13 protein-coding genes are annotated in these 19546 nt (G+C 67.9%); 5 read left to right on the plus strand and 8 right to left on the minus strand.

Annotation, left to right across the window (positions count from 1 at the left end; translation table 11 throughout):
- Window positions 1-99: 99 nt before the first annotated feature.
- Window positions 100-2112, plus strand: a complete 2013-nt coding sequence (gene speA / locus KBZ12_RS04160) for a biosynthetic arginine decarboxylase (protein WP_254956543.1) — start codon at window positions 100-102, stop codon at window positions 2110-2112.
- 2 nt (window positions 2113-2114) lie between these two features.
- On the opposite strand, the gene KBZ12_RS04165 is transcribed toward speA, so the two are convergent.
- Complete coding sequence (locus tag KBZ12_RS04165; protein ID WP_254956545.1) at window positions 2115-3995, minus strand: adenylate/guanylate cyclase domain-containing protein; 1881 nt, start codon at window positions 3993-3995, stop codon at window positions 2115-2117.
- Window positions 3996-4221: 226 nt separating this feature from the next.
- On the opposite strand from KBZ12_RS04165, the gene KBZ12_RS04170 reads away from it, so the two are divergent.
- The gene (locus KBZ12_RS04170) at window positions 4222-6102 is read left to right on the plus strand and encodes a patatin-like phospholipase family protein (protein ID WP_254956547.1); all 1881 of its coding nucleotides are present in this window, start codon (window positions 4222-4224) and stop codon (window positions 6100-6102) included.
- 977 nt (window positions 6103-7079) lie between these two features.
- Here KBZ12_RS04170 and KBZ12_RS04175 read toward each other — a convergent pair.
- From KBZ12_RS04175 to KBZ12_RS04185, 3 genes are all read right to left on the minus strand, one after another.
- A complete protein-coding gene (locus KBZ12_RS04175) occupies window positions 7080-8960 on the minus strand; it encodes a CPBP family intramembrane metalloprotease domain-containing protein (protein WP_254956549.1) in 1881 nt (626 codons plus the stop codon).
- A gap of 496 nt (window positions 8961-9456) precedes the next feature.
- The gene (locus tag KBZ12_RS04180) at window positions 9457-10179 is read right to left on the minus strand and encodes an iron dicitrate transport regulator FecR (protein WP_254956551.1); all 723 of its coding nucleotides are present in this window, start codon (window positions 10177-10179) and stop codon (window positions 9457-9459) included.
- A 77-nt stretch (window positions 10180-10256) separates the two neighbouring features.
- A complete protein-coding gene (locus KBZ12_RS04185) occupies window positions 10257-10961 on the minus strand; it encodes an SIMPL domain-containing protein (protein WP_254956553.1) in 705 nt (234 codons plus the stop codon).
- Between the two features lie 89 nt (window positions 10962-11050).
- On the opposite strand from KBZ12_RS04185, the gene KBZ12_RS04190 reads away from it, so the two are divergent.
- Window positions 11051-12532 carry a mechanosensitive ion channel family protein gene (locus KBZ12_RS04190; RefSeq protein WP_254956555.1) on the plus strand — a complete coding sequence of 494 codons (1482 nt, stop codon included), beginning with the start codon at window positions 11051-11053 and terminating at the stop codon, window positions 12530-12532.
- Window positions 12533-12725: 193 nt separating this feature from the next.
- On the plus strand, window positions 12726-13823 hold the full coding sequence (locus KBZ12_RS04195) for an adenylate/guanylate cyclase domain-containing protein (protein ID WP_254956557.1): 1098 nt from the start codon (window positions 12726-12728) through the stop codon (window positions 13821-13823).
- Window positions 13824-13940: 117 nt separating this feature from the next.
- On the opposite strand, the gene KBZ12_RS04200 is transcribed toward KBZ12_RS04195, so the two are convergent.
- The 3 genes from KBZ12_RS04200 to KBZ12_RS04210 all read right to left on the minus strand — a co-directional run bounded on the left by KBZ12_RS04200 (window position 13941) and on the right by KBZ12_RS04210 (window position 15997).
- Window positions 13941-14300 (minus strand): DUF3307 domain-containing protein, encoded by a 360-nt coding sequence (locus tag KBZ12_RS04200; protein WP_315859413.1) that lies wholly within the window; start codon window positions 14298-14300, stop codon window positions 13941-13943.
- Window positions 14301-14390: 90 nt separating this feature from the next.
- A complete protein-coding gene (locus KBZ12_RS04205) occupies window positions 14391-15032 on the minus strand; it encodes a CHAT domain-containing protein (RefSeq protein ID WP_254956559.1) in 642 nt (213 codons plus the stop codon).
- Between the two features lie 443 nt (window positions 15033-15475).
- Window positions 15476-15997, minus strand: coding sequence for a group II intron maturase-specific domain-containing protein (locus tag KBZ12_RS04210; protein WP_254956566.1), 522 nt, complete (start codon window positions 15995-15997; stop codon window positions 15476-15478).
- A 71-nt stretch (window positions 15998-16068) separates the two neighbouring features.
- On the opposite strand from KBZ12_RS04210, the gene KBZ12_RS04215 reads away from it, so the two are divergent.
- A complete protein-coding gene (locus KBZ12_RS04215) occupies window positions 16069-16614 on the plus strand; it encodes a ShlB/FhaC/HecB family hemolysin secretion/activation protein (RefSeq protein WP_254956567.1) in 546 nt (181 codons plus the stop codon).
- 224 nt (window positions 16615-16838) lie between these two features.
- Here the strand turns inward: KBZ12_RS04215 and alaS are convergent, their stop codons facing one another.
- On the minus strand, window positions 16839-19490 hold the full coding sequence (gene alaS / locus KBZ12_RS04220) for an alanine--tRNA ligase (protein WP_254956568.1): 2652 nt from the start codon (window positions 19488-19490) through the stop codon (window positions 16839-16841).
- Window positions 19491-19546 lie beyond the last annotated feature (56 nt).

The raw sequence follows: 19546 nt of genomic DNA on the forward strand, positions 1-19546 counted from the left end.
TCGTCCGCGCTGGAGCTGCCGCTTGGCAAGCAACCCCAAACCGGCAGCGGCGCCCCGCCTAGATTGCGCCGCTGAGGCCTGAGCCAACCCAAGGCTGCGATGGTGTTCGCCGAACCGACCAGCCCGCCGGGCGTGCCCTCCGTCCCTTCCGGGCGGGCCGACGCCTGGAGCGCCGCCGACGGGGCGGCCCTCTACGGGCTCGACCGCTGGGGCGATCCCTACTTCGGGGTGGGCGCCCGGGGCCACGTGATCGTCCAGCCCCGCGGTGACCGCGGCGGCTCCCTCGATCTGGTAGAGCTGGTGCGGGAGCTGCAGGGGCGTGATCTCTCCCTGCCGCTGCTGATCCGTTTCGACGACATCCTCGAGGACCGGCTCGAGCGTCTCCACGGTGCCTTCGAGCGGGCCATCGCCCAGTACGGCTACAACGGCCGCTACCAGGGGGTGTTCCCGGTGAAATGCAACCAGCAGCGCCACGTGGTGGAGCAGCTGGTGGAGAGCGGCCGCCGCTGGCACTTCGGCCTGGAGGCGGGCAGCAAGGCCGAGCTGCTGATCGCCCTGTCCCTGCTCGACGATCCCGACGCCCTGCTGATCTGCAACGGCTACAAGGACCGGCGCTACATCGAGACGGCGATCCTGGCCCGGCGCCTGGGGCGCCAGCCGGTGGTGGTGATCGAGCAGGCCGATGAGGTGGAGCGGATCATCGCCGCCAGCAGCGCCCTGGGCGGGGCCCCGTTCATCGGCATCCGCGCCAAGCTCTCGGCCCGCAGCACCGGCCGCTGGGGCAGCTCGGTGGGCGAGCGGGCCAAGTTCGGCCTCTCGATCCCCGACCTGCTCACCACGGTGGAGAGGCTGCGGGAGGCCGGCCTGCTCAACGACCTGCGCCTGCTGCACTTCCACGTCGGCAGCCAGATCAACGACATCGCCGTGCTCAAGGACGCCCTGCAGGAGGCCGGCCAGATCTACGCCGAGCTCACCCGTCTGGGGGCGCCGATGGGCTTCCTGGATGTGGGCGGCGGCCTGGGCATCGACTACGACGGCAGCCGCACCGCCACCGCCGCCTCCACCAACTACTCGCTGCAGAACTACGCCAACGACGTCGTCGCCACGATCCGGGAGTGCTGCGAGCCCCACGGCATCCGCCCGCCCACGCTGGTGAGCGAGAGCGGCCGGGCCCTGGCCAGCCACTTCAGCGTGCTGGTGTTCGACGTGCTCGGGGCCGGCGGCCACAGCGAAACGGTGCCGCCGCCGGCCGAAGGGGAGGCGCTGATCCTGCGCAACCTGCGCGACACCCACGCCCTGATCACGGCGATCGCGGCGGCAGGGGGGGGCGACGGGGACGACGCCGGCGATCGGGCGGTGGTGGAGCAGCTGCAGGAGGCCTGGAACGATGCCCTCAAGTTCAAGGAGGACGCCCTCACCGCCTTCCGTCTCGGCTACCTGAGCCTGCCGGAGCGGGCCACGGCCGAGGGCCTCACCTGGGCCAGCTGCCAGGCGATCGCCCGCCAGCTCGAGGGGCTGCCCACAGGCACCGTGATCCCCCAGGAACTGCAGGCCCTGCCGGCGGCGCTGGCCGGCACTTACTACGCCAACCTCTCGGTGTTCCGCTCGGCGCCGGACACCTGGGCGATCGACCAGCTGTTCCCCGTGATGCCGATTCACCGGCTCGATGAACGCCCCAGCAGGCTGGGCAGCTTCGCCGACCTCACCTGCGATTCCGACGGCAAGATCGCCCGCTTCATCGATCGGGGCCAGGTCAAGCCCCTGCTGGAACTCCACAATCTGCGGCCCGGCGAGCCCTACTGGATCGGCCTGTTCCTCGGCGGCGCCTACCAGGAGGTGATGGGGAACCTGCACAACCTGTTCGGCAGCACCAACGCCGTGCACATCCGGCTGGCGGCGGGTGGCGGCTACCGGGTCGACCATGTGGTGCGGGGCAACACCAACGCCGAGGTGCTCGAGGCGATGGAACACGACCCCGACCTGTTGCTGGAGCGGCTCCGCCTGGCCAGCGAGCAGGCGATCGGCCGCGGCGACCTGGCCATCAGCGACGCCCGGAGGCTGATGGCCCACCTGCGGGCCAGCCTGGAGCAGACCACCTATCTGGAGGCCTGACCCTATCTGGAGGCCTGATCCCGGAGCGAGACGGTGAAGATCTCCACCTCCCCCAGGCTCTTCACGGGCTGGGCCCCCAGGGAGCGGGAGGCGAGGCCCGCATCGGCCTGAATCAGGCTGGCGGTCTGGGCGTCGCAGACCACCGCCGCGTCCACATTCCGCGTGGCCGATTCGAGCCTGGCCGACAGGTTCACCGTGTCGCCGATCACGGTGAACTCCATCCGCTTGGGGCTGCCGATCTGGCCCACCATCACCTGGCCGCTGGCCAGGCCGATGCCGTTGTCGAGGGTGGCGATGCCCCGCCGCGCCCAGTCCTCGTTGAGGCCGGCCAGGGCGGCGCGCATCGCCAGGGCGCAGCGCACCGCCTGGCTGGCCTCCTCGGCCACCCCCCGGCTCACCGGTGATCCGAACACCGCCATCACCGCATCGCCGATGAACTTGTCGACGGTGCCGCCATGGGCCATGACCACCTCCACCATGGCGCCCAGGTACTCGTTGAGCTGGAGCACGTGCAGCTCGCTCTTGCCTTCGCCGCTGCGCTGCTTGGTGAGCACCGTGAAGCCCTTGATGTCGGTCATCAGCACGGTGACCTCCAGCAGCCGGCCGCGCAGGATGCCCTGGGCCGATTCCGGGTCGGAGAGGATCTCGGCCACCACCCCGGGAGCCACGTAGCGCTCGAAGGTGCGCCGCAGGCGCCGCCGCTCCCGCTCCTCGCTCACGTAGGCGTCACCGCCATAGAGCAGGCCGAGCAGCACCAGACCGGTGATCGGCGGCAGCAGCGGCAGCCAGCGGTGGGCCTGGCGCAGCGCCACGATCCCGATGCCGAACTGGAGCGCCAACGCCAAGGCCACCAGGGCCAGACGCCCGCGCACGGCAGGTCGAACCCGGGCCGCCACCATCACCAGCAGCAGCGGCACCAGGGCCAGCAGGGCCCTGGCCGGCGGTGCCCCCGGCCAGGGCTGCAGACCGTCCCCCTGGAGCGAATTGGCGCTGGCGGTAGCCAGCAGTTCCAGGCCCGACATCGAACCGAAGGGAGTGGGATAGCCGTCATCGCCCTGGGTGACCACAGGCCCCAGAAGAACCATGGAGCCGGCCAGGGTCGGCCGCAGAGGGTGGTTCCTCCAGCGGTCAGGGTCCAGCACCTCCCATGCGGGCAGGCGGCGGAAGCTGCCCTCCGGACCGTAGAAATGCAGTGAACTGATCACGTCGTTCTGACGGCTGTGGTGACCGGCCATCCGCAGCAGGGTGGTGGAGAGCGCCGGTAGGCTGGCGGCCTCCTGTGCCGTGAGCACACCACGGGCATAGGCCTCGGGATGGCGGCTGGGCTCGCTGGGACTGCCGGCCAGGGTGTTGGTGAGGCCGAGGGACCCCGCGCCGCCGAGGGATGTCAGGAACAGCTCGGGCCGCACCAGAGTGAGAGAGCCGGCCCCCTGGCTGTCATTGGATTCGAGCATCTCGGCGGCCAGGGCGATGCGTCCGGGATGGCGCCTCAGGATCTGCTCCATGAGGGCGTCATCGGCGGACCCCGTGCCGCTCGGCCCCTCAAAGACCACATTGATGGCCACCGCCGCGGCGCCCGCCTGCAACAGCTTGTCGGCAACCTTTCCATAGGCGGCCCTGGGCCAGGGCAGGGTGCCGATCCCTTTCGCCCACTCTGGGATCTCCCGGTTCTGCTCAAACCAGTCGCCCTGCTGCAGGGTGGCGTCGTCGACCGTCACCAGTACAACGGAGGCGGGAGGCCGGCGGGGGCCCAGCAGCAGCAGCAGCTGGTCCCCCAGGCCCCGCTCCCAGATCCGCCAGCGGGGGCCGGGCCAGCCTGCCGACACCCCCACCCAAACCAGAAGGGCGCCCGTGAGCATGGCGAGGGTACGGGTACGGCGCATCTCGACTCAGCCCCCCCTTCTCGCAAGGAAGGGCCCGACGATCCGGGGATCTTCGTTGACGGGAGTCATCCGCAGGCCCTTCCGGAATCTGTGCCTGGTTCATTCTGAGGGAGAGGCCGCACGCGGAGGACAGCGGCTGCCAGCGCCAGCCCGCTCCGGCCGGAGGCCACGGAACGGAGTCTGAAGCAGCATGAACAGAAGCTCCATGCCTACCGGAGAATTCGCAGTGACAAGACCCGACGCCCCCCCGCAGGCAGCGATCAGCTGTCCCGAAGCGCTGGCGGAGGCCATCGCAGCCGCTGTCACGGCCTCCCCCTTGCTGGAGGGCATCGACCCGGTCCTGCTGGAGGAGACGTCCCCGCGATGCCTCGCTGTCAAGGCCGGTGAGCACCTCTTCGCCCAGGGAGAAACCGGCGAGGATGCTTATCTGATTGCCTGCGGCATCGTGGGCCTATACCGCGCCGATGTCGGCAGCGAAAGCCGGCTGTTCCGCAAGGCCAGCCGCGGCGATCTGATCGGCGAGTACGCGCTGCTCTGCAGCCAGCCCCGTTCGGCCAGTGCGGTGGCCCTCACCGATGGGCTGCTGGTGGTGATCGACCGACAGGCGTTGGACCATCTCCTGGGCGCAATGCCAGAACTGCCGCAGCGGCTGATCCGCCAGCTGGCACTGGCAGCCTCCCGCGGACGCCATGAGGATCTGGCCATCCAGCCGCTGGTGGTGGTGCTCTGTCCGGCCGCCGCGATGGGCAGCCTCGAACATGCTGCGGTGGATGATCTGGTGGCGGCCCTGAAGGCCTCCGGCGCCGGCGCCATCTGCGATCGCCAGAACGAAGACTGGGACGAGGCGGAGCAGACCGCCGCCATGATCCATGCTGTTCAGATCCGTCGGCCCACCCTGTTCCTGGTCGACCGGCTCTGTCGGATCCACCCCTCCGTGCGGCCACTGGTCGATCGCTGTCTCCTGATCACCGAAGGCAATCGCCTGGAGCCGGCCGACTTCCCAGGCCAGGAGCTCACGGTCGACCTTCTGCGTCTTTGGCCCGGCGATCAGGTGCATCCCGACCGGCTCCCGGAGCCCTCCTCTCTGGCGGGCCTGCGCTATGTCTACAACGTGAGACAGGCTTGCTCCCCTGATTTCCGGCGCATCGCCCGGTGCATCCTCGGACAGGCCAACATCCTTGTGCTCGGCGGCGGCGGCGCCAAGGGATTCGCCCACATCGGCGTGCTGCGCGCCATTGAGGAGCAGCAGACCGTGGACATCGACATGATCTACGGCGTCAGCATCGGCGCCTTCATCGGCAGCCTCTACGCCCTGGAACGATCGGTGGAGGAAGTGAAGCGGGAACTCATCCACATCTTCGTGGAGCAGACGCCCTATTCACCCACGCTTCCGATGCATTCCCTGTTCCGTTACAACAAGGGGCTGCACCTGATCGAGGAGATCCTCAGACATCACGACGTCGGTGACACCTGGATTCCCTTCCGTCCCGGCTCGGTGAACATCGCCACCAACACGATGACCTTCTGGCATGACCAGTCGCTGCTGAGCACGGTCATCGCCAGCATGTCGATTCCAGGTCTGGCACCACCCGTGCCCATGTCGGATGGCAGCCTTCATGTGGATGGCGCCGTGCTCAACAACCTGCCGATCCTCGAAGCCCGCCGCCAGACGTCAGCCAGGGTTGTGGCCGTTTCCCTAGACCACGGAACCGGCCAGCGTCAGTTGGTACGCACCGGAGAGATGAAGACCTGGATCCAGAGGATGCTGCGGCGCCTCGGTCTCGTCTTCTGGGAGCTGCCACCGATCACCGTGACGATCATGCAGTCGATGCTCTGCTCGGCACGGCGCCGATCCGACGTGGAAGAACCGTTCGCCGATCTGGTGCTGAAGCCCAACCTTACCTCCACCGGGATTCTCGACTGGGCCGCCCACGCCGCTGTGGAGGAGGAGGGCTATGCCGCCATGGTGGCGGCGCTATTGACCGAAACCGCTGAGAGGCGTCCAGAGGGTGCACATGCCGACCGCTCGACCGGCCTTGACCAGCCGCACACAGTCGATGTGCCGGGCCCGGGGCCGGTTGATCAGGATCTGAGTATGCAGAGGTGAGGTCATCCAGCGCGACACGATCGCTTCGGTGTTCCAGTCACGGGCCGGCATCGGGCAGGCGATCACCTCACTGGTGGGCATCAGCTTCATGGTGGCGGCCATGCGGCTCTGGAAGGCATCCCAGCGGGGCCGATCGTGGTCGCAATTGGAGCTGGTCAGGATCCCCTCCAGCACAGGTTCCAGGTAGGTGGCGTTCTCGGCGGCCAGCCCCGGAGGCAGGGGCTGGAGGACAGGGCGACCGCTCCGCTCCCGGGCCAGGTTGATGCTCACCACCAGGGGATCGGAACTGATCACCGGGGCCGTCGGCTGACCGCCGGCCGGGCTCAGGCCCGGATAGGTGCGCTGGAGATAGCTCTGCAGCGCCGGCATGCCGGGCAGCGGTGCGGTGAAACCCTGAAACAGGGGCCCTCGCAGGATGGCGGCATAGTCGGCCGCGGAGAGGCGCTGCAGTGACAACAGCAACCCCAGGGGCGAGAAGCGCACCTTCTGGCCGGACGTCAAGGTGGTGGGGGACTCACCGGATGGTTGGCCATCCCGGAGGGACTGCACGTCCACGGTGCCCTCCAGCACGACGAGTTCGGCCTCGCCGTTGTCCGCCAGAGTGATCACGTAGTTGGTGCCACGGGCGCTCATCCGCGAGGAACGGGTGCAGCCGTTCTGCTTGCCCGACACCAGGATCTGACCGCGGCTCAACAGAAAACAGGAGCTGCCCAGGCGCAGGTGCGAGAAGCGGTTGAGCCGACCGGCCGCTCCGCTGGAGAAGGCCAGCTGGCCGCGGCTGTTCTGGGTGCGCACCAGCTCGGGCGCAATGGCCTTCTCATGCAGGTGAGCCTGGCGAAGCTGGATGAAGAGTTCGCTGCCGTCAAGGATTTCCTCCACCACCGCCGATGCCAGCGGCTGCGCGGTGACATCGGTGGGCCACCCGAGGACGGGCAGCACGGCCGCCACCGCGGCGAGGGCAGCGCGACGAAGTCGTCTCATGGTTCCAGAAGGCTGGGAGGAATCGGCTTGAGGCTGGTGTCGGTGCCCGGCACCTGGTTGCTGCGCAATACCCAGAGATCGGCCCCCTGAACCAGGAACAGCCTGGCCAGCTCCTCATAGGCGCGGCGAGGAAGGAATGTGTGACGGCTCAGCAGGGCGTCCTGAAAATCACCACGACGAAAACCCGACGAGGCACCGGAGCCGGTTCGTGCCGGATCGAGGAAGATCCTGCGGTTGCTCTCCCAGTCGGGGCGGGGGGTGCCCGTTGGTTTGAGAAAGGCATCAAGGCCATTCGCCAGAGCGGAAGCCTGGGCCAGAAGGTCGGGTTCTGGACCTGGACCCGTGTCTTCGGAGGCAGGAACCGGTGCGGCCGCCGGGCCCCGCTCGGCGGCGATGCGGCTGCGTAGGTTCTGCAAGGTGATGTACAGGGCCTGGTTGGAGTCCTGAACACAGGAGGTCCAGAGCGTGACCATGGAGGCACCGGTACCGTCGCCGCTGCGAAAACGAGCCATCATCACCTCGCTTTGAATTCCCAGCTCCCTGAGCGGCGACACGGATTGGGATCCAAGAGTCAGTTGACTCAGGACCGGCAGTCTGATGAGGAGATCGGAGATTGGGCGCGTTCCCAGCCAGCCGCGCTGCATGTCCCCGATGTAGGCCGTCCAGTCCTGCGTGCCGGAGATGATGCCATCGGTGTTATGTCCATAGATCTGGTAGTAGCGCAGGTCAAAGACCGGTTCGCCACTGAGTGGATCACGCACCACCCGGGCCATGCCGAAGGAGAAGTGACCGGACGCCAGGAGATCGCCGATGACGCCCAGCTCACCGCCAGCGCCACCGATCCCTCCGAACACATGAACGATCAGGGCTTCGGTGCCCGGCAGCCAGACGTCGCTCCCTCGGGACGTCCCCGGTCCAGTGGGCCCATCGGGGAGGATCTGGACGCGGCCGATGCGACCCCGCGGCCAGTAGGTGGAGTCCCACTGGCGCTGACGCAGGAACCGGAGGCCCTCATCACGGCCCACAAGACGTTGATCGGCCTGCACCTTGACCAGCCCCCTGGGCTGGATCGCCTGCACGGTGAAGACGCCCTCGGCGTCGGGCGCTCCGTAGAGATACCAACCCTGGAATCCGGCCGAACTGGCCTGGAGTCCCTCCGGGGAGGAGAACCGCCGACCCACCCGGTCAAGGGGCTGGCGAGGGATCCGCACGGTGTCGATCGGTCCGCTGTACCGGCCGCTGCCTCGATCGAAGTGCTGAACCCGATACCGGTCGAGACCGCCACGGGGATCCGGCCCAAGGATCCGCACCAGTGCCTTGTAACGTCCCGTGATCTGAATGGGCGGTCGGCCAATCCGCAGTGTTGTCGTTGCATTGGGCCCCGATGCCACAGCCACCTGCTCAAGACTCACGATGAGGTCGTCGTTGGGCCTGGCCCCTGCCAGCGACTGCATCGGGCCGACCCGCCGTCGACCGTCCAGACGTTCCGGCACCACTATTCCATCGGCAACGAGCTGCCGGGCATCCCGGCTGAAGCGGATGTCAGTCGTCACCAGACCCACCAGATCGCGGATCTTCTGCGTGTCCTGCCAGGTGAGCCTCAGTCGCTGCCCGACCAGACGCCGGTATGGCTGAGGGGCCCCTTCGATCTCCACCCACACCCAGTCGTCGTCAGGCAGGGGGGAGGCGGCCAACTCCTGGACCGAGGGAAGGATCAGGCGCCCGAGCCAGTCTGCATGGGGGAGATAGAGCGAAGGGTCGGGTCGCACCCCCAGTGGATAGTGACCAGGCCGGTTGAAGTCGGCCTGCTGTGCCAGGGCATAGCTGGACGGTTGGGGAACGGCGAGGACGGCCTTCCCCGACCAGCAACCGAGCACCAGGGAAAGGCCCAGACCTGACAGAACAGGGGCAGAGCGACTTGCCAATCGGTGCCGCCGCTTCGGTATGGAAAACGCTCGGAAGGTCATGTCTGTCTTCAATCGAGGTAACGGACCTTTGGCAGCCATCGGGCCCAGTGCCACTGGGCCATCGGGTCAGGGCGTCCTCCCCCACCTGCCTTGATCATGGGTCAAGCAGCGTGTGAGTCATCGGCTCCACGGTGGTGTCCCCTCCGGGGATCTGGTTGGTTCGCAGCACCCAGAGCCCAGAGCCGTTGCGGAGAAAGAGGGTGGACAACTTCTCATGGGCACGGCGGGGCAGGACCACACGGTGACTGCTGAGCAGATCCATGAACCACGGGCTGCGGAAACCTGGCCGTCCAGCACCTCAGTGCCAAGAAACAGTGACGCAGCCCACCCCCGACCCGAGAGCCACCGCAAGGTTCACGCACCCGTTCGTTCAGCCCCGACCATCGACCTACCCCTCACGGCCGGCTCAGAAGAAACGCGGCAGCGAGAACGGCAGGGACGGCGGGCTCACCGGAACGCTCGGCAGGTTGACCCCCGGCACCCGGGAACGGAGGTAACCCTCCAGGGATCCGTAGGCCGGCAACGGCACGCGGAATCCCTGGAACAGGGGGCCTCCGAGGATGTTGTTGTAATCCCCCACCGTGAGCGCCAGGATCGCCAGCACCACCCCCTTGGCGGAGAGCCGCAGCCGCTGGCCCGCCTCCACCGTGGTGGCGGGCTTGCCGGTGGGCTCCCCGTCGGCGAGAGGTTCCACCTCCACGGACCCCTCCAGCACGGAGATCTCCGCCTCCCCCGACTCGCTGACATCGATCAGGTAGTTGGTGCCCCGCACGCTGAGGCGGGCGGAACGGGTGCAGCCGCTCTGCTTGCCCGACACCAGGATCTGGCCCTTCTCGATCAGGAAGCAGCCCTGGCCCAGCTTGAGCAGGGCGAAGCGGTTGAGGCGGCCGGCGGCGCCGCTGTCGAAACGGATCTGGCCCCGGCTGTTCTGGGTGCTGACCTTCTGGGGAGCGGTGGCTTTCTCCTTGACCTGGGCCGTCTTGCCGTCGATGAACAGCTCGTTGCCATCGAGAATCTCCTGCACCACGGCGCTTTCGGAGGCCTCCACCGGCAGCGGCCCGACGGCCGGACCCGTCAGCAGGATCAGGATCGGCAGGAACGACAGGCTCGGCAGGCGGCGGCGGCGCATTCGCTCAAGGCTCCGGGTCCGTATCACCGCATTCTGCTCGGCGGTGCCCAAAGCGCATCGGCGCGCCCGAAAAGCCTTCAACGCGCGCAAAACCGCACCGTCAGGCTCAAGCGGTCCTTCGGCAGGGCCAGTTCGGCCGGATCGAAGGGCGGGGCGGCATCGGCTGCCGCGGCCCGCATCATCACCGGCCGCAGCTCGTTGCCGTCCATCTGCACCTCGAGGGGGTTGAGCGTGCTCAGGCCGACGGCAGCCGCCACCTCCCGGGCCTGGGCGAGGGCGTCCTGGTAGGCCGCCCGCAGCAGCTGGCGCCGCACGGCCCCATCCAGGCCCCGATCGGATTCGGTGCCCACCGGCGCCAGGCGCACCCCGCTCAGGGCCCCCACCTCCCGGATCAGGGCCTGCAGCCGCTGGGGCACCAGCCGGCCGCTGACCTGCAGGCTGGCCGTCACCGCAGCCGGCCGGTTGCGTTCAGCGTCGCGGCGCCAGGTGCTCGGCGAGGTGACCCGCAGCTCCTCCACCTGCTGCCCCTGCAGGGCGGTCCGCACCGCCGCCAGGCGCTCCTGCAGGCTCTGGAGGGCGCCATCGGCCGTGGCGGCCTCCGCCTCCAGGGACAGGGAAAACGAGAGGCGGCGGGTGGGCCGTTCCTGTTCGGCACTGCCCCTGGCCTCCAGCAGGGTGCCCTCGCAGCGCAGCTGCACCTGGGCGCCCGCGGCGTCCGGCCAGGAAGCGAGCGCCGTCAGGCCCAGCAGAAGGACGACGGGGCGCAGGCAGATCGGGCGCATCGACTTGGGGAACGGTTGGTCCCAGCCTGCTCTGCCAGGGAGCCGAAGACCAGGATCGGCGGCAGGATGGGGCGGTCGAAGCGAGCGTCTTGGCCCTGCTGCAGATCTGGATCAGCGCCCTGGCCGCCACGGCCGGGTTGCTGGTGCTGGCCCACCTCAGCCGCCACAGGCACCTCCCGACCCTGCCGCTGCGGTTGCCGCTGCTGGCCATCGCCACCTGGGCGCTGCTGAGCTCCCTGCCGCTGCAGGGGTTGCCACCGGCCTACCGGGTGTGGGTGCTGCTGACCGACGACCTGCTGCTCACCTACGCCGCCATCCTCATTGCCCTCTGGGCAACCCTGCAGGTGCCCGCCCACCTGGGGCTGTGGCGTCCGCCGCCGCAACTGCTGATGCAGCTGCTCACCCTCGGCAGCGGCGCCCTGGCCACGGTGGTGCTTGTGAAGCAGTCGGCCCGGCTGGATCTGGTGGGGCTGGTGACCACCTCCGCCGTGCTCACCGCCGTGATCGGCCTGGCGGCCCAGGAGTCCCTCAAGGACCTGTTCGCGGGTCTGGAGTTGCAGCTGGGGGACGACTTCACCGAAGGGGACTTCCTCGAGCTGGATCAGGGGGTGCGCGGGGTGGTGGTGCAGGTGAGCTGGCGGGACACCATGTTGCGCAACATGGACGGTCAGCTGGTGGTGGTCCCCAACAGCCTCGTCACCGAGAGGGTGCTGCGCAACCTGGGCCGCTCCGGGGCCGTCAGCAACCGGTTCAGCGTCGGCCTCGACTACGACCTGCCGCCAGCCCAGGCCAGGGCCCTGCTCGAGACGGTGGTGCTGCAGCATCCGAAGGTGCTGCGGGAACCGGCCCCCCGCATCCGGGTCCAGGAGTTCCAGGACAGTGCCATCGCCTACGAGCTGCAGGTGTGGCAGCGGGAACTGGGGGATGGTGCCATCGGCGATCTGCGCAGTGATCTTCTGGAGCAGATCTGGTACGCCCTGGCCCGGGAGGGCCAGAGCATCCCCTTCCCGGTGCGGGAGTTGCGTCCACGCCGCCCTCAGGACAGGGACCAGCCGCCCGGCCGCCCCTCCCGCCAGCAGTGCTGCCAGACCCTGGCCAGCGCGGGGATCTTCACGGACCTGAGCGGCGAGCAACTGGAGACCCTGGTCGAAGGCAGCCACCAGGTGGCCTACGGGCCGGGGGAGGCGATGATGCTGGAGGGGGCAGAGGGCCGCTCGATGTTCCATGTGCTGCGGGGGACCGTGGAGATCCTCAAGGAACTGGAGCCGGGCCACACCGTGGCCGTGCGCCAGCTGGGGCCCGGCGAGGTGTTCGGCGAGATGACCCTCTTCCTCGACGCCCCGCGCAGCGCCACGGTGCGGGCCATCGAGGAATGCCTGCTGCTGGAGGTGGACCGGGACAGCATCAAGGGCCTGCTGGACGAGAACCCCGACCTCCTCGAGCGCTTTGCCGCCATGGTGCATGAACGGCAGGCGGAGCTGAAAAACCTGGATCGCGAACAGCACACGGAACGCTCCAATGCTCTGCTGGACACGATGAAACGGCTCTTCTTCGCCTTCAAGGGCACCTGATGGACAGCAAGAAAGGGCCAGGGTCCACGCTGTCCTCCCTGTTGGCACGGCTGGGGTTGCACCATCTGGGCGATGGCGTCCGCTCGCTGGTGCCCTAGGCGGCGGCGGGCCGGTACGGACAAGCCGACAAGATCATCGGCATCGACGAATCCGACCTCGCCACCTATGGCTTCCCCATCGACGACAAGGTGCTGTGCGAAGCGATCGACCGCCTGAACGCCGCAGGGGCGGTGGCGATCGGCGCGGTTTCAACGATCTGGTGCTGGATGCCGACGGGGTGATCCGCCGCGATCTGGTGCATGTGACCGGCCAGGACGAAGCCACCGTGCCCCAGACCCGCTCCGCCCTCGGGGCCAAGCAGCTGCTGGTGCCCGGGGTCGAGATCCATGCCCATCGCCTGGTCGCCCTGATGGTGGGTGGCGCCGTGCTGCTGCTCTACAACTTCGTCTGGGTCGGCTTGAGCCTGCCCCTCACCGGTCTGATCGCCATGGCCGGTGCGGCCTGGGTGCGCCGGGGCGGCATGGTCAACAAGTTCACCGGCGACGGCCTGCTGGCGGTTTTCGGTGCGCCCCTGAGCAGCGGCGAGCAGGCGGATGCCAAGTCGGCCATTGAAGCCGCCCTCGCCATTCAGCGGGCTGTGACCAGCCTCAACGAGGAACTCAAGCAGGAGGGGCTGCCAGCCATGGAACTGCGAATCGGCATCCATTCCGGTGCCGTTCTGGCGGGATCGATGGGCAGCAGCGAGCGTCTGGAGTACGCCGTGATCGGCGATGCCGTGAACTGCGCCTCACGGCTGGAAAGCATCGACAAGGAGCGTCAGAACAATCTCTGCCGGGTGCTGGTGTCCTCCAGCACGTTGGATCTGCTGCCCACGGGGCTGGCGCTGGAGTGGCTCGACTGGGGAGAATTGAACGTCAAGGGGCGCGCCGAACCGCTGCGCATCTGGGAGCTGCGGGGTGGCCTCAAGCGAGACAGCGCACTGGATCCGCACCAGCCACTAGGCCGTGATCAGATCGGCCAGACCGAAGGCGGCACCCACTTCTTCGCGGGACACGCTGGAGCCGCAGGAGCGATGCAGCTTGGCCAGGGAGGCCTGCACGGCCGTGTCCTCCTTGGAGGCTTCCGTCACCAGCAGGCTGAGGGCCGGCGGCGAGTCTGCGGCCACGAAGTTGAGCGGATCGGCTGGGGTGGGAGTGGCGGCAGCCCCGGGGCAGATGTAGCTGGATTCCCCCATCGTCGGCACCTTCAGCGGGTGCAGCGTCAGGAGGGTGATGCCCGGCAAGGAAGATGATTTCCAGGGGGGGCCAGGGTCAGAAGGCCAGTGGCGAGCAAAAGGCCAGTGGCGAGCAAGGAAAGGAGAAGGGGGAACGCCTGCGAGCAGCCATCGAGGAACCAGCAACCTTTCTCTTCATTGGAACCAGAGCGATGTGGAGGCCTGCCGAATGGCCAGCCAGGCCCAGAGGAACTTGCAGATGATGTGCAGCACCTGATCGAAAGACAGGGTCCATAGACGTCGGCATTTGCCGAAGTCAATCAACAGATGCATACCCCATTCTGCCATGCCCAGAAGGGGTGATTGTGTCACCATGCCCACCAAAAATCCATGGATGGCGGCATGGGAGGTAAGCCACCAGCCCCACCCGAGGGTCACCCCGCAACCGGGGCATTTCTCCCGCGCCATGCGATCGCTCTGGAGCCCGAAATCGCCGAGGAAATGGGCCATCACCAGCATCAGAAAGACGTTGAAGACCGCTGGAAGATCAGGCACTGATTGAGAAACTGGGTGGACCGTGGAGACCCACCACAAGTGGGGCAGAAACAGGGAAGGAATCAGGCCAAGAAAGCCGATGTTAAAGAATCACCATGGAGTGCCGATCAACTGGACCCCGGCCCAGAAATAGGGATGGGCCATACCTGACGCAACGCGGCGCCGCTGGGAGGGTGTCAGATCGGTGAGGAGGGGGACTCCATCGAACCCGATGACTTTATCGCCCTGAAGCCTCACCTTGCCAGTGGCCATCGCCTGCCGTGTGGCCCGCAGGGCATCGGCTTTCTGGACGCCCTGATCGAGGTAGCGATAGAGCTGCAGAAAATAGGCGGAGGTGTCGACATCGTCCACGTACCAGAGGGTGCCGATCGCACGTCGTGATCCCGCCTGCAGGGCCAGACCGGCAAAACCAAGTTCACTGTCGCTATCCCCCAGGGCCGTGCGGCAGGCGCTCAGCACGAACAGTGCAAGCGGACGGCCACTACGTTGCTGCCGCAGGCGGGCAAACTCCTGATGGCTGACGGAGGCGGTTCCAGTGAAGATGCGGGCCTGCGACGGTCCCCCTGGCATGAACTCCGCATGGGTGGCCATGTGCAGCCGCTCGTAACGCGGGTCGGCCGCCTGGCTCAGCAGCACCTCCAAGGTGAAGCTCCAGTTCCTCGGGCACCAGGGGCAGGGGCTGAGTCCCTCGAACTCCGGGGCCCCCGCCGCCAGCTCCCGCCCACGGGTCAAACGAGGAGGGCCGAAGGAGGTGAGGTTGAGGGACGGGGGGGGTGATCGAGAAGCCGAAACGATCGCCGAACGAGGAGGCTGTTGCCCATAGATCACTGCCGACCTTCTCCACAGCCGCCCCCTAATCTGTTCAGATCCTTGTGACCGCAATGGACCTGGGCGAGGGAATGGGCTCATGCCCAAGACCTTCCGCCCCTGGCACCCGGAGCAGACCACCCTGCTGCCGCCCTCACCGAGTGACTGGCTCTCGAGGGATCACCAGGTGTACTTCCTGCTGGATCTGGTGGATGAGCTGGATCTCTCGCAGGTCCTGATCCCTGCTCAGGCCAAGGATCCCCGCGGCGAGAAGGGGTTCGACCCCAGGATGCCAGCTAGCCCCGGGGAACTTCCCCCCGAGGCCCCCACAGATCCGTACGTGACACTCTCGCGTCATACGGCTCCTGTCATCCAGCTGCGACACCAACACCACGCCAGTGAACGAAAAGATCCCGTCGCTGCTGAGCAATCCGCGCCAGAACTTGACGACTGCGGCGGTCATGCCGCAGCAATCGGCTGTGTTTCTGGCGAAGCCCGGCGCTCAGGTGCTCATTGAGATAGCTGAACAACCTCGCCCGCAGCTCCGTTGGATAAAATCGTTCGTAATAGTGAATCCAGCCCCGCAGGATCGGATTCAGGCGTCGGGCGATCTCTTCCAATGGCAAAAACATCTGCCGACGCAGATGCATCTGCCGGATCTTCTTCCGCATGCGTTTGAGCGCCTGCGGACTCACCGCTGGAAGGAAGCTCTTAAAGATCTCCCCATAGCGGTTTCTAGCCATGCGTGGCCGGAAGCAGAAGCCAAGAAACGTGAACTGGATCTGAGAAAACTGGCCCCGACGGCTGCTGTCCTTGCAATAGACCACCTGGGTCTTCTGTGGATGCAGTTGTAGCCCGCAGGACGCGAATCGCTCCTGCAGAGCTTCCATGAGCCGTTCAGCCTCAGAGCGACTGTGGCAGTGGCATCCGCGACAGCTCCAGCTGGGGCGGCAACCTCTACATGCTGAGCCGCATCTCCGGTGTGATCCCCCCCGACCAGAAGGCAGAATGGCAGGCCGTCGGCATTGATCCGGCCCAATCCACCGCCATCGGCGGGCTGCTGTCTGGAGCCTGGGCCTTTGCCCCGAGCTGGCAGCTCAATGCCCGCCTGGGCGGTCAGTGGGCCTTCAACCCGCTCACCCCCTCGATGCAATTCAGCCTCGGCTCCGACGTGGGCATCCGCGGCCTGCCCGGCCAGCTGATCAGCGGCGACAGCGGCTGGCTGGGCGTGCTGGAAACCTCCTGGACCTTCTGGCAGAACAAAACCAACGCCCTGCAACTGGTGCCGTTTGCGGGTGCGGGGGGGGTGCGCACCGACCTGCCCGGTGCCGACTTCAGCGACACCGTGGGCACTGCCGGCCTGCTGTTGCGCTGGTTGGCCGTAGAAAACTGGGCGATGGAGCTGGGCTACGCCAAATCCTTCGAAACCGGCGACAACCGGGGTGTGTGGCTCGACGAATGGACCCTGGGCAGAGGCCTCTACGCCAAGGTGCAGTTCCGCTTCTGACCGCCGACCGGCCGGGAGTGAATAAGAGGCAACAGCTGGGCTGGCGCATCAGCTGATCGGCCACATCGTGGGGCGTTTGGGTGGGCTCCACCCAGCAGCCGTCTGCCCAGCAGCACCAGCCGGAAGGTCCAGTCGCGGCGGGCATGGATCACGAAGGTACTGGCCATGGCGCATCGCGCCAGTGGGCAGGAGCAGGTCGGCAGCTGGCTGGGACCAGGCCGGGCTCAGGCCAGCTCCGCCGTGAGCTGCGCCTTGGCCTGCGCCAGCGCCCCATCCAGGGCTGCGCCGTCGCGGCCGCCGGCCTGGGCCAGGTTGGGCCGCCCGCCGCCGCCGCCGCCACAGGCCTGGGCCACCGCGCCGATGAAGGCCCCAGCCTTGGGGCCCTGGGCGATCACCGCCTGGCCGAAGGCGGCCACCAAGATCACCTTGGCCAGATCGCCGGGATCGGGCAGACCCCCCAGCACCACGGCGGCGCCTGCGCCCAGCTGATCGGCCAGGCCCTGGGCCGCCGCCTGCAGGCCGGCACCCTCCACCCCATCGAGGCGGGCCACCAGCAGCTGGAATCCCCCGAGGGGCTCGGCCTGGCCCGCCAGGGCGGCAGCCTTGGCCAGGGCCAGCTCGCTGCGGGCCGCCGCCAGGGCCTTGCCGGTGGCCTTGAGCTCCTCCTGCAGGGCGGACACCCGCTCCACGATCTCGCCGGGCTGGGCCTTGAAGCGCTCGGCCAGGGGCTTCACCACCGCCTCGCGCTCCTTGAGATAGGCCAGCACCGCCGGCCCCGCCACCGCCTCAATGCGGCGGATGCCGGCGGCCACGCCGCTCTCGGCCACGATCTTGAACACGCCGATCTCGGCGGTGTTGGCCACGTGGGTGCCGCCGCACAGCTCCATCGACACGCCGGGCACATCCACCACCCGCACCACATCGGCGTACTTCTCGCCGAACATCGCCACCGCACCGGCGGCCTTGGCCTGCTCGATCGCCATCTCCGCCACCTCGAGGCGGTGGGCCTCAGAGATCCAGCCGTTGATCAGGGCCTCAATCTGCTCGAGCTCTTCAGCCGTCACGGCGCGGGGGCAGTGGAAGTCGAAGCGCAGCCGGTCGAAATCCACCAGCGAGCCTGCCTGGCCGATGGCCGGATCGACAATTTGCTTAAGCGCCGCCTGCAGCAGGTGGGTGGCGGTGTGGTTGGCCTGGGCACGGCGCCGGCAGGCCCCATCCACCCGGGCGGTAACCAGGGCCCCGATCGCCAAACTGCCGCGCTCGATCTGGCCGCTGTGCACGAACACCGAGCGGTTGCGGCTCACCCCCTCGATCGCCACGATCACGCCCTCGCCGCTGAGCACGCCGCGATCACCCACCTGGCCGCCGCCCTCGCCGTAAAAGGGCGTGGAATCAAGCACCAGCTGCACGCTGTCGCCGGCCGTCGCCCGCTCCGCCGGTTCCCCGTTCACCACCAGGGCCAGCACGCAGGCCGCCTGGTCAAGGGCCTCGTAGCCGCGGAAGTCGGTGGGCTCGAGGGCACCGGCCACCTGGTCGATCGCCCCCTGCAGGGTGAGGTCAATGCTCACGGCCGCCGCCTTGGCCCGCTGCCGTTGTCGCTCCATGGCCGCCTCAAAGCCGTCCAGATCCACCGTCAGGCCGTGCTCCTCGGCGATCTCCTCGGTGAGCTCCAAGGGGAATCCGTAGGTGTCGTAGAGCTCGAAGGCCACATCACCGCTGATGCGATCCGGCCGGGCGGCGAGCACCTCGGCCAGCAGCTTCTCGCCCCGCTCCAGGGTGTCCAGGAAGCGGGCCTCCTCGCGCACCAGTTCGGCCAGGATCACTTCCCGACGGACCAGCAACTGCGGGTAGGCCGCCGCCATCAGGGCGATCGCCGCCTCCCCCATCGCCACCAGGAAGGGGCGGTCGATGCCCAGCAAGCGGCCATGGCGCACCACCCGGCGCAGCAGGCGGCGCAGCACATACCCCCGGCCCAGGTTGGAGGCGGTGACCCCGTCGGCGATCAGCTGGGTGATGGCCCGGCTGTGGTCGCCGATCACCTTGAGGGAGGTCTGGCCACGGGCATCGAGGGCGGCGTAGTCCAGTCCCGCCAGCGCCGCGGCCGTCTCGACCAGGGGAACGATCAGGTCGGTCTCGTAGTTGTTCGGGACCTGCTGCAGGATCTGGGCCATGCGCTCCAGGCCCATGCCGGTGTCGATGCTGCGCCGGGCCAGGGGCGTGAGGGTGCCGGCCGCGTCGCGGTTGTACTGCATGAACACCAGGTTGTAGAACTCGATGAAGCGGCCGTCGTCCTCCAGGTCGATGCCGTCGTCGCCCCGTTCCGGGTGGAAGTCGTAGTAGATCTCCGAGCAGGGGCCGCAGGGGCCGGTGGGGCCGGAGGCCCAGAAGTTATCGGCCTCGTCCATGCGGATGATCCGCTTCGGAGCCACCCCCACGGCGTCCCGCCAGATCGCCGCCGCCTCGTCGTCCTCCCGGAAGACGCTGACCACCAGATGGTCCGGATCGAGGCCGAACATCTCGGTGATGAGCTCCCAGGCCCAGGCGATCGCCTCCTCCTTGAAGTAGTCGCCGAAGGAGAAGTTGCCCAGCATCTCGAAGAAGGTGTGGTGCCGGGCGGTGCGGCCCACGTTCTCGATGTCGTTGGTGCGGATGCACTTCTGGCTGCTGGTGGCCCGGGGAGCCGGTGGCGCCGCCTGGCCCAGGAACACCGGCTTGAACGGCAGCATGCCGGCGATGGTGAGCAACACCGTGGGGTCGTCCGGCACCAGGGAGGCACTCGCCATCCGCCGGTGGCCCCGTGCCTCGAAGAACGCGAGGAAGGCCTCACGGATCTCGGCCCCGCTGCGAGGCCTGGGCAGGGTGGGGTCGGCAGCCATGACGGGAACGCAGGCAGAGGTCCTGGGACAGGCATGATCGCCCAGCGCGGGAGCCC

Origin of the sequence: Cyanobium sp. Cruz CV13-4-11, from assembly GCF_024346055.1 — a bacterium.
In the GTDB taxonomy this organism is placed as follows: Bacteria; Cyanobacteriota; Cyanobacteriia; order PCC-6307; family Cyanobiaceae; genus Cyanobium.

Excerpts from the sequence above, each read along its gene's own strand:
- speA (WP_254956543.1), top strand. The coding sequence starts at position 100 with ATGGTGTTCGCCGAACCGACCAGCCCGCCGGGCGTGCCCTCCGTCCCT.
- KBZ12_RS04165 (WP_254956545.1), bottom strand. The coding sequence starts at position 3,995 with ATGCGCCGTACCCGTACCCTCGCCATGCTCACGGGCGCCCTTCTGGTT.
- KBZ12_RS04180 (WP_254956551.1), bottom strand. The coding sequence starts at position 10,179 with ATGCGCCGCCGCCGCCTGCCGAGCCTGTCGTTCCTGCCGATCCTGATC.
- KBZ12_RS04185 (WP_254956553.1), bottom strand. The coding sequence starts at position 10,961 with ATGCGCCCGATCTGCCTGCGCCCCGTCGTCCTTCTGCTGGGCCTGACG.
- KBZ12_RS04210 (WP_254956566.1), bottom strand. The coding sequence starts at position 15,997 with ATGGAAGCTCTGCAGGAGCGATTCGCGTCCTGCGGGCTACAACTGCAT.
- KBZ12_RS04215 (WP_254956567.1), top strand. The coding sequence starts at position 16,069 with ATGCTGAGCCGCATCTCCGGTGTGATCCCCCCCGACCAGAAGGCAGAA.
- alaS (WP_254956568.1), bottom strand. The coding sequence starts at position 19,490 with ATGGCTGCCGACCCCACCCTGCCCAGGCCTCGCAGCGGGGCCGAGATC.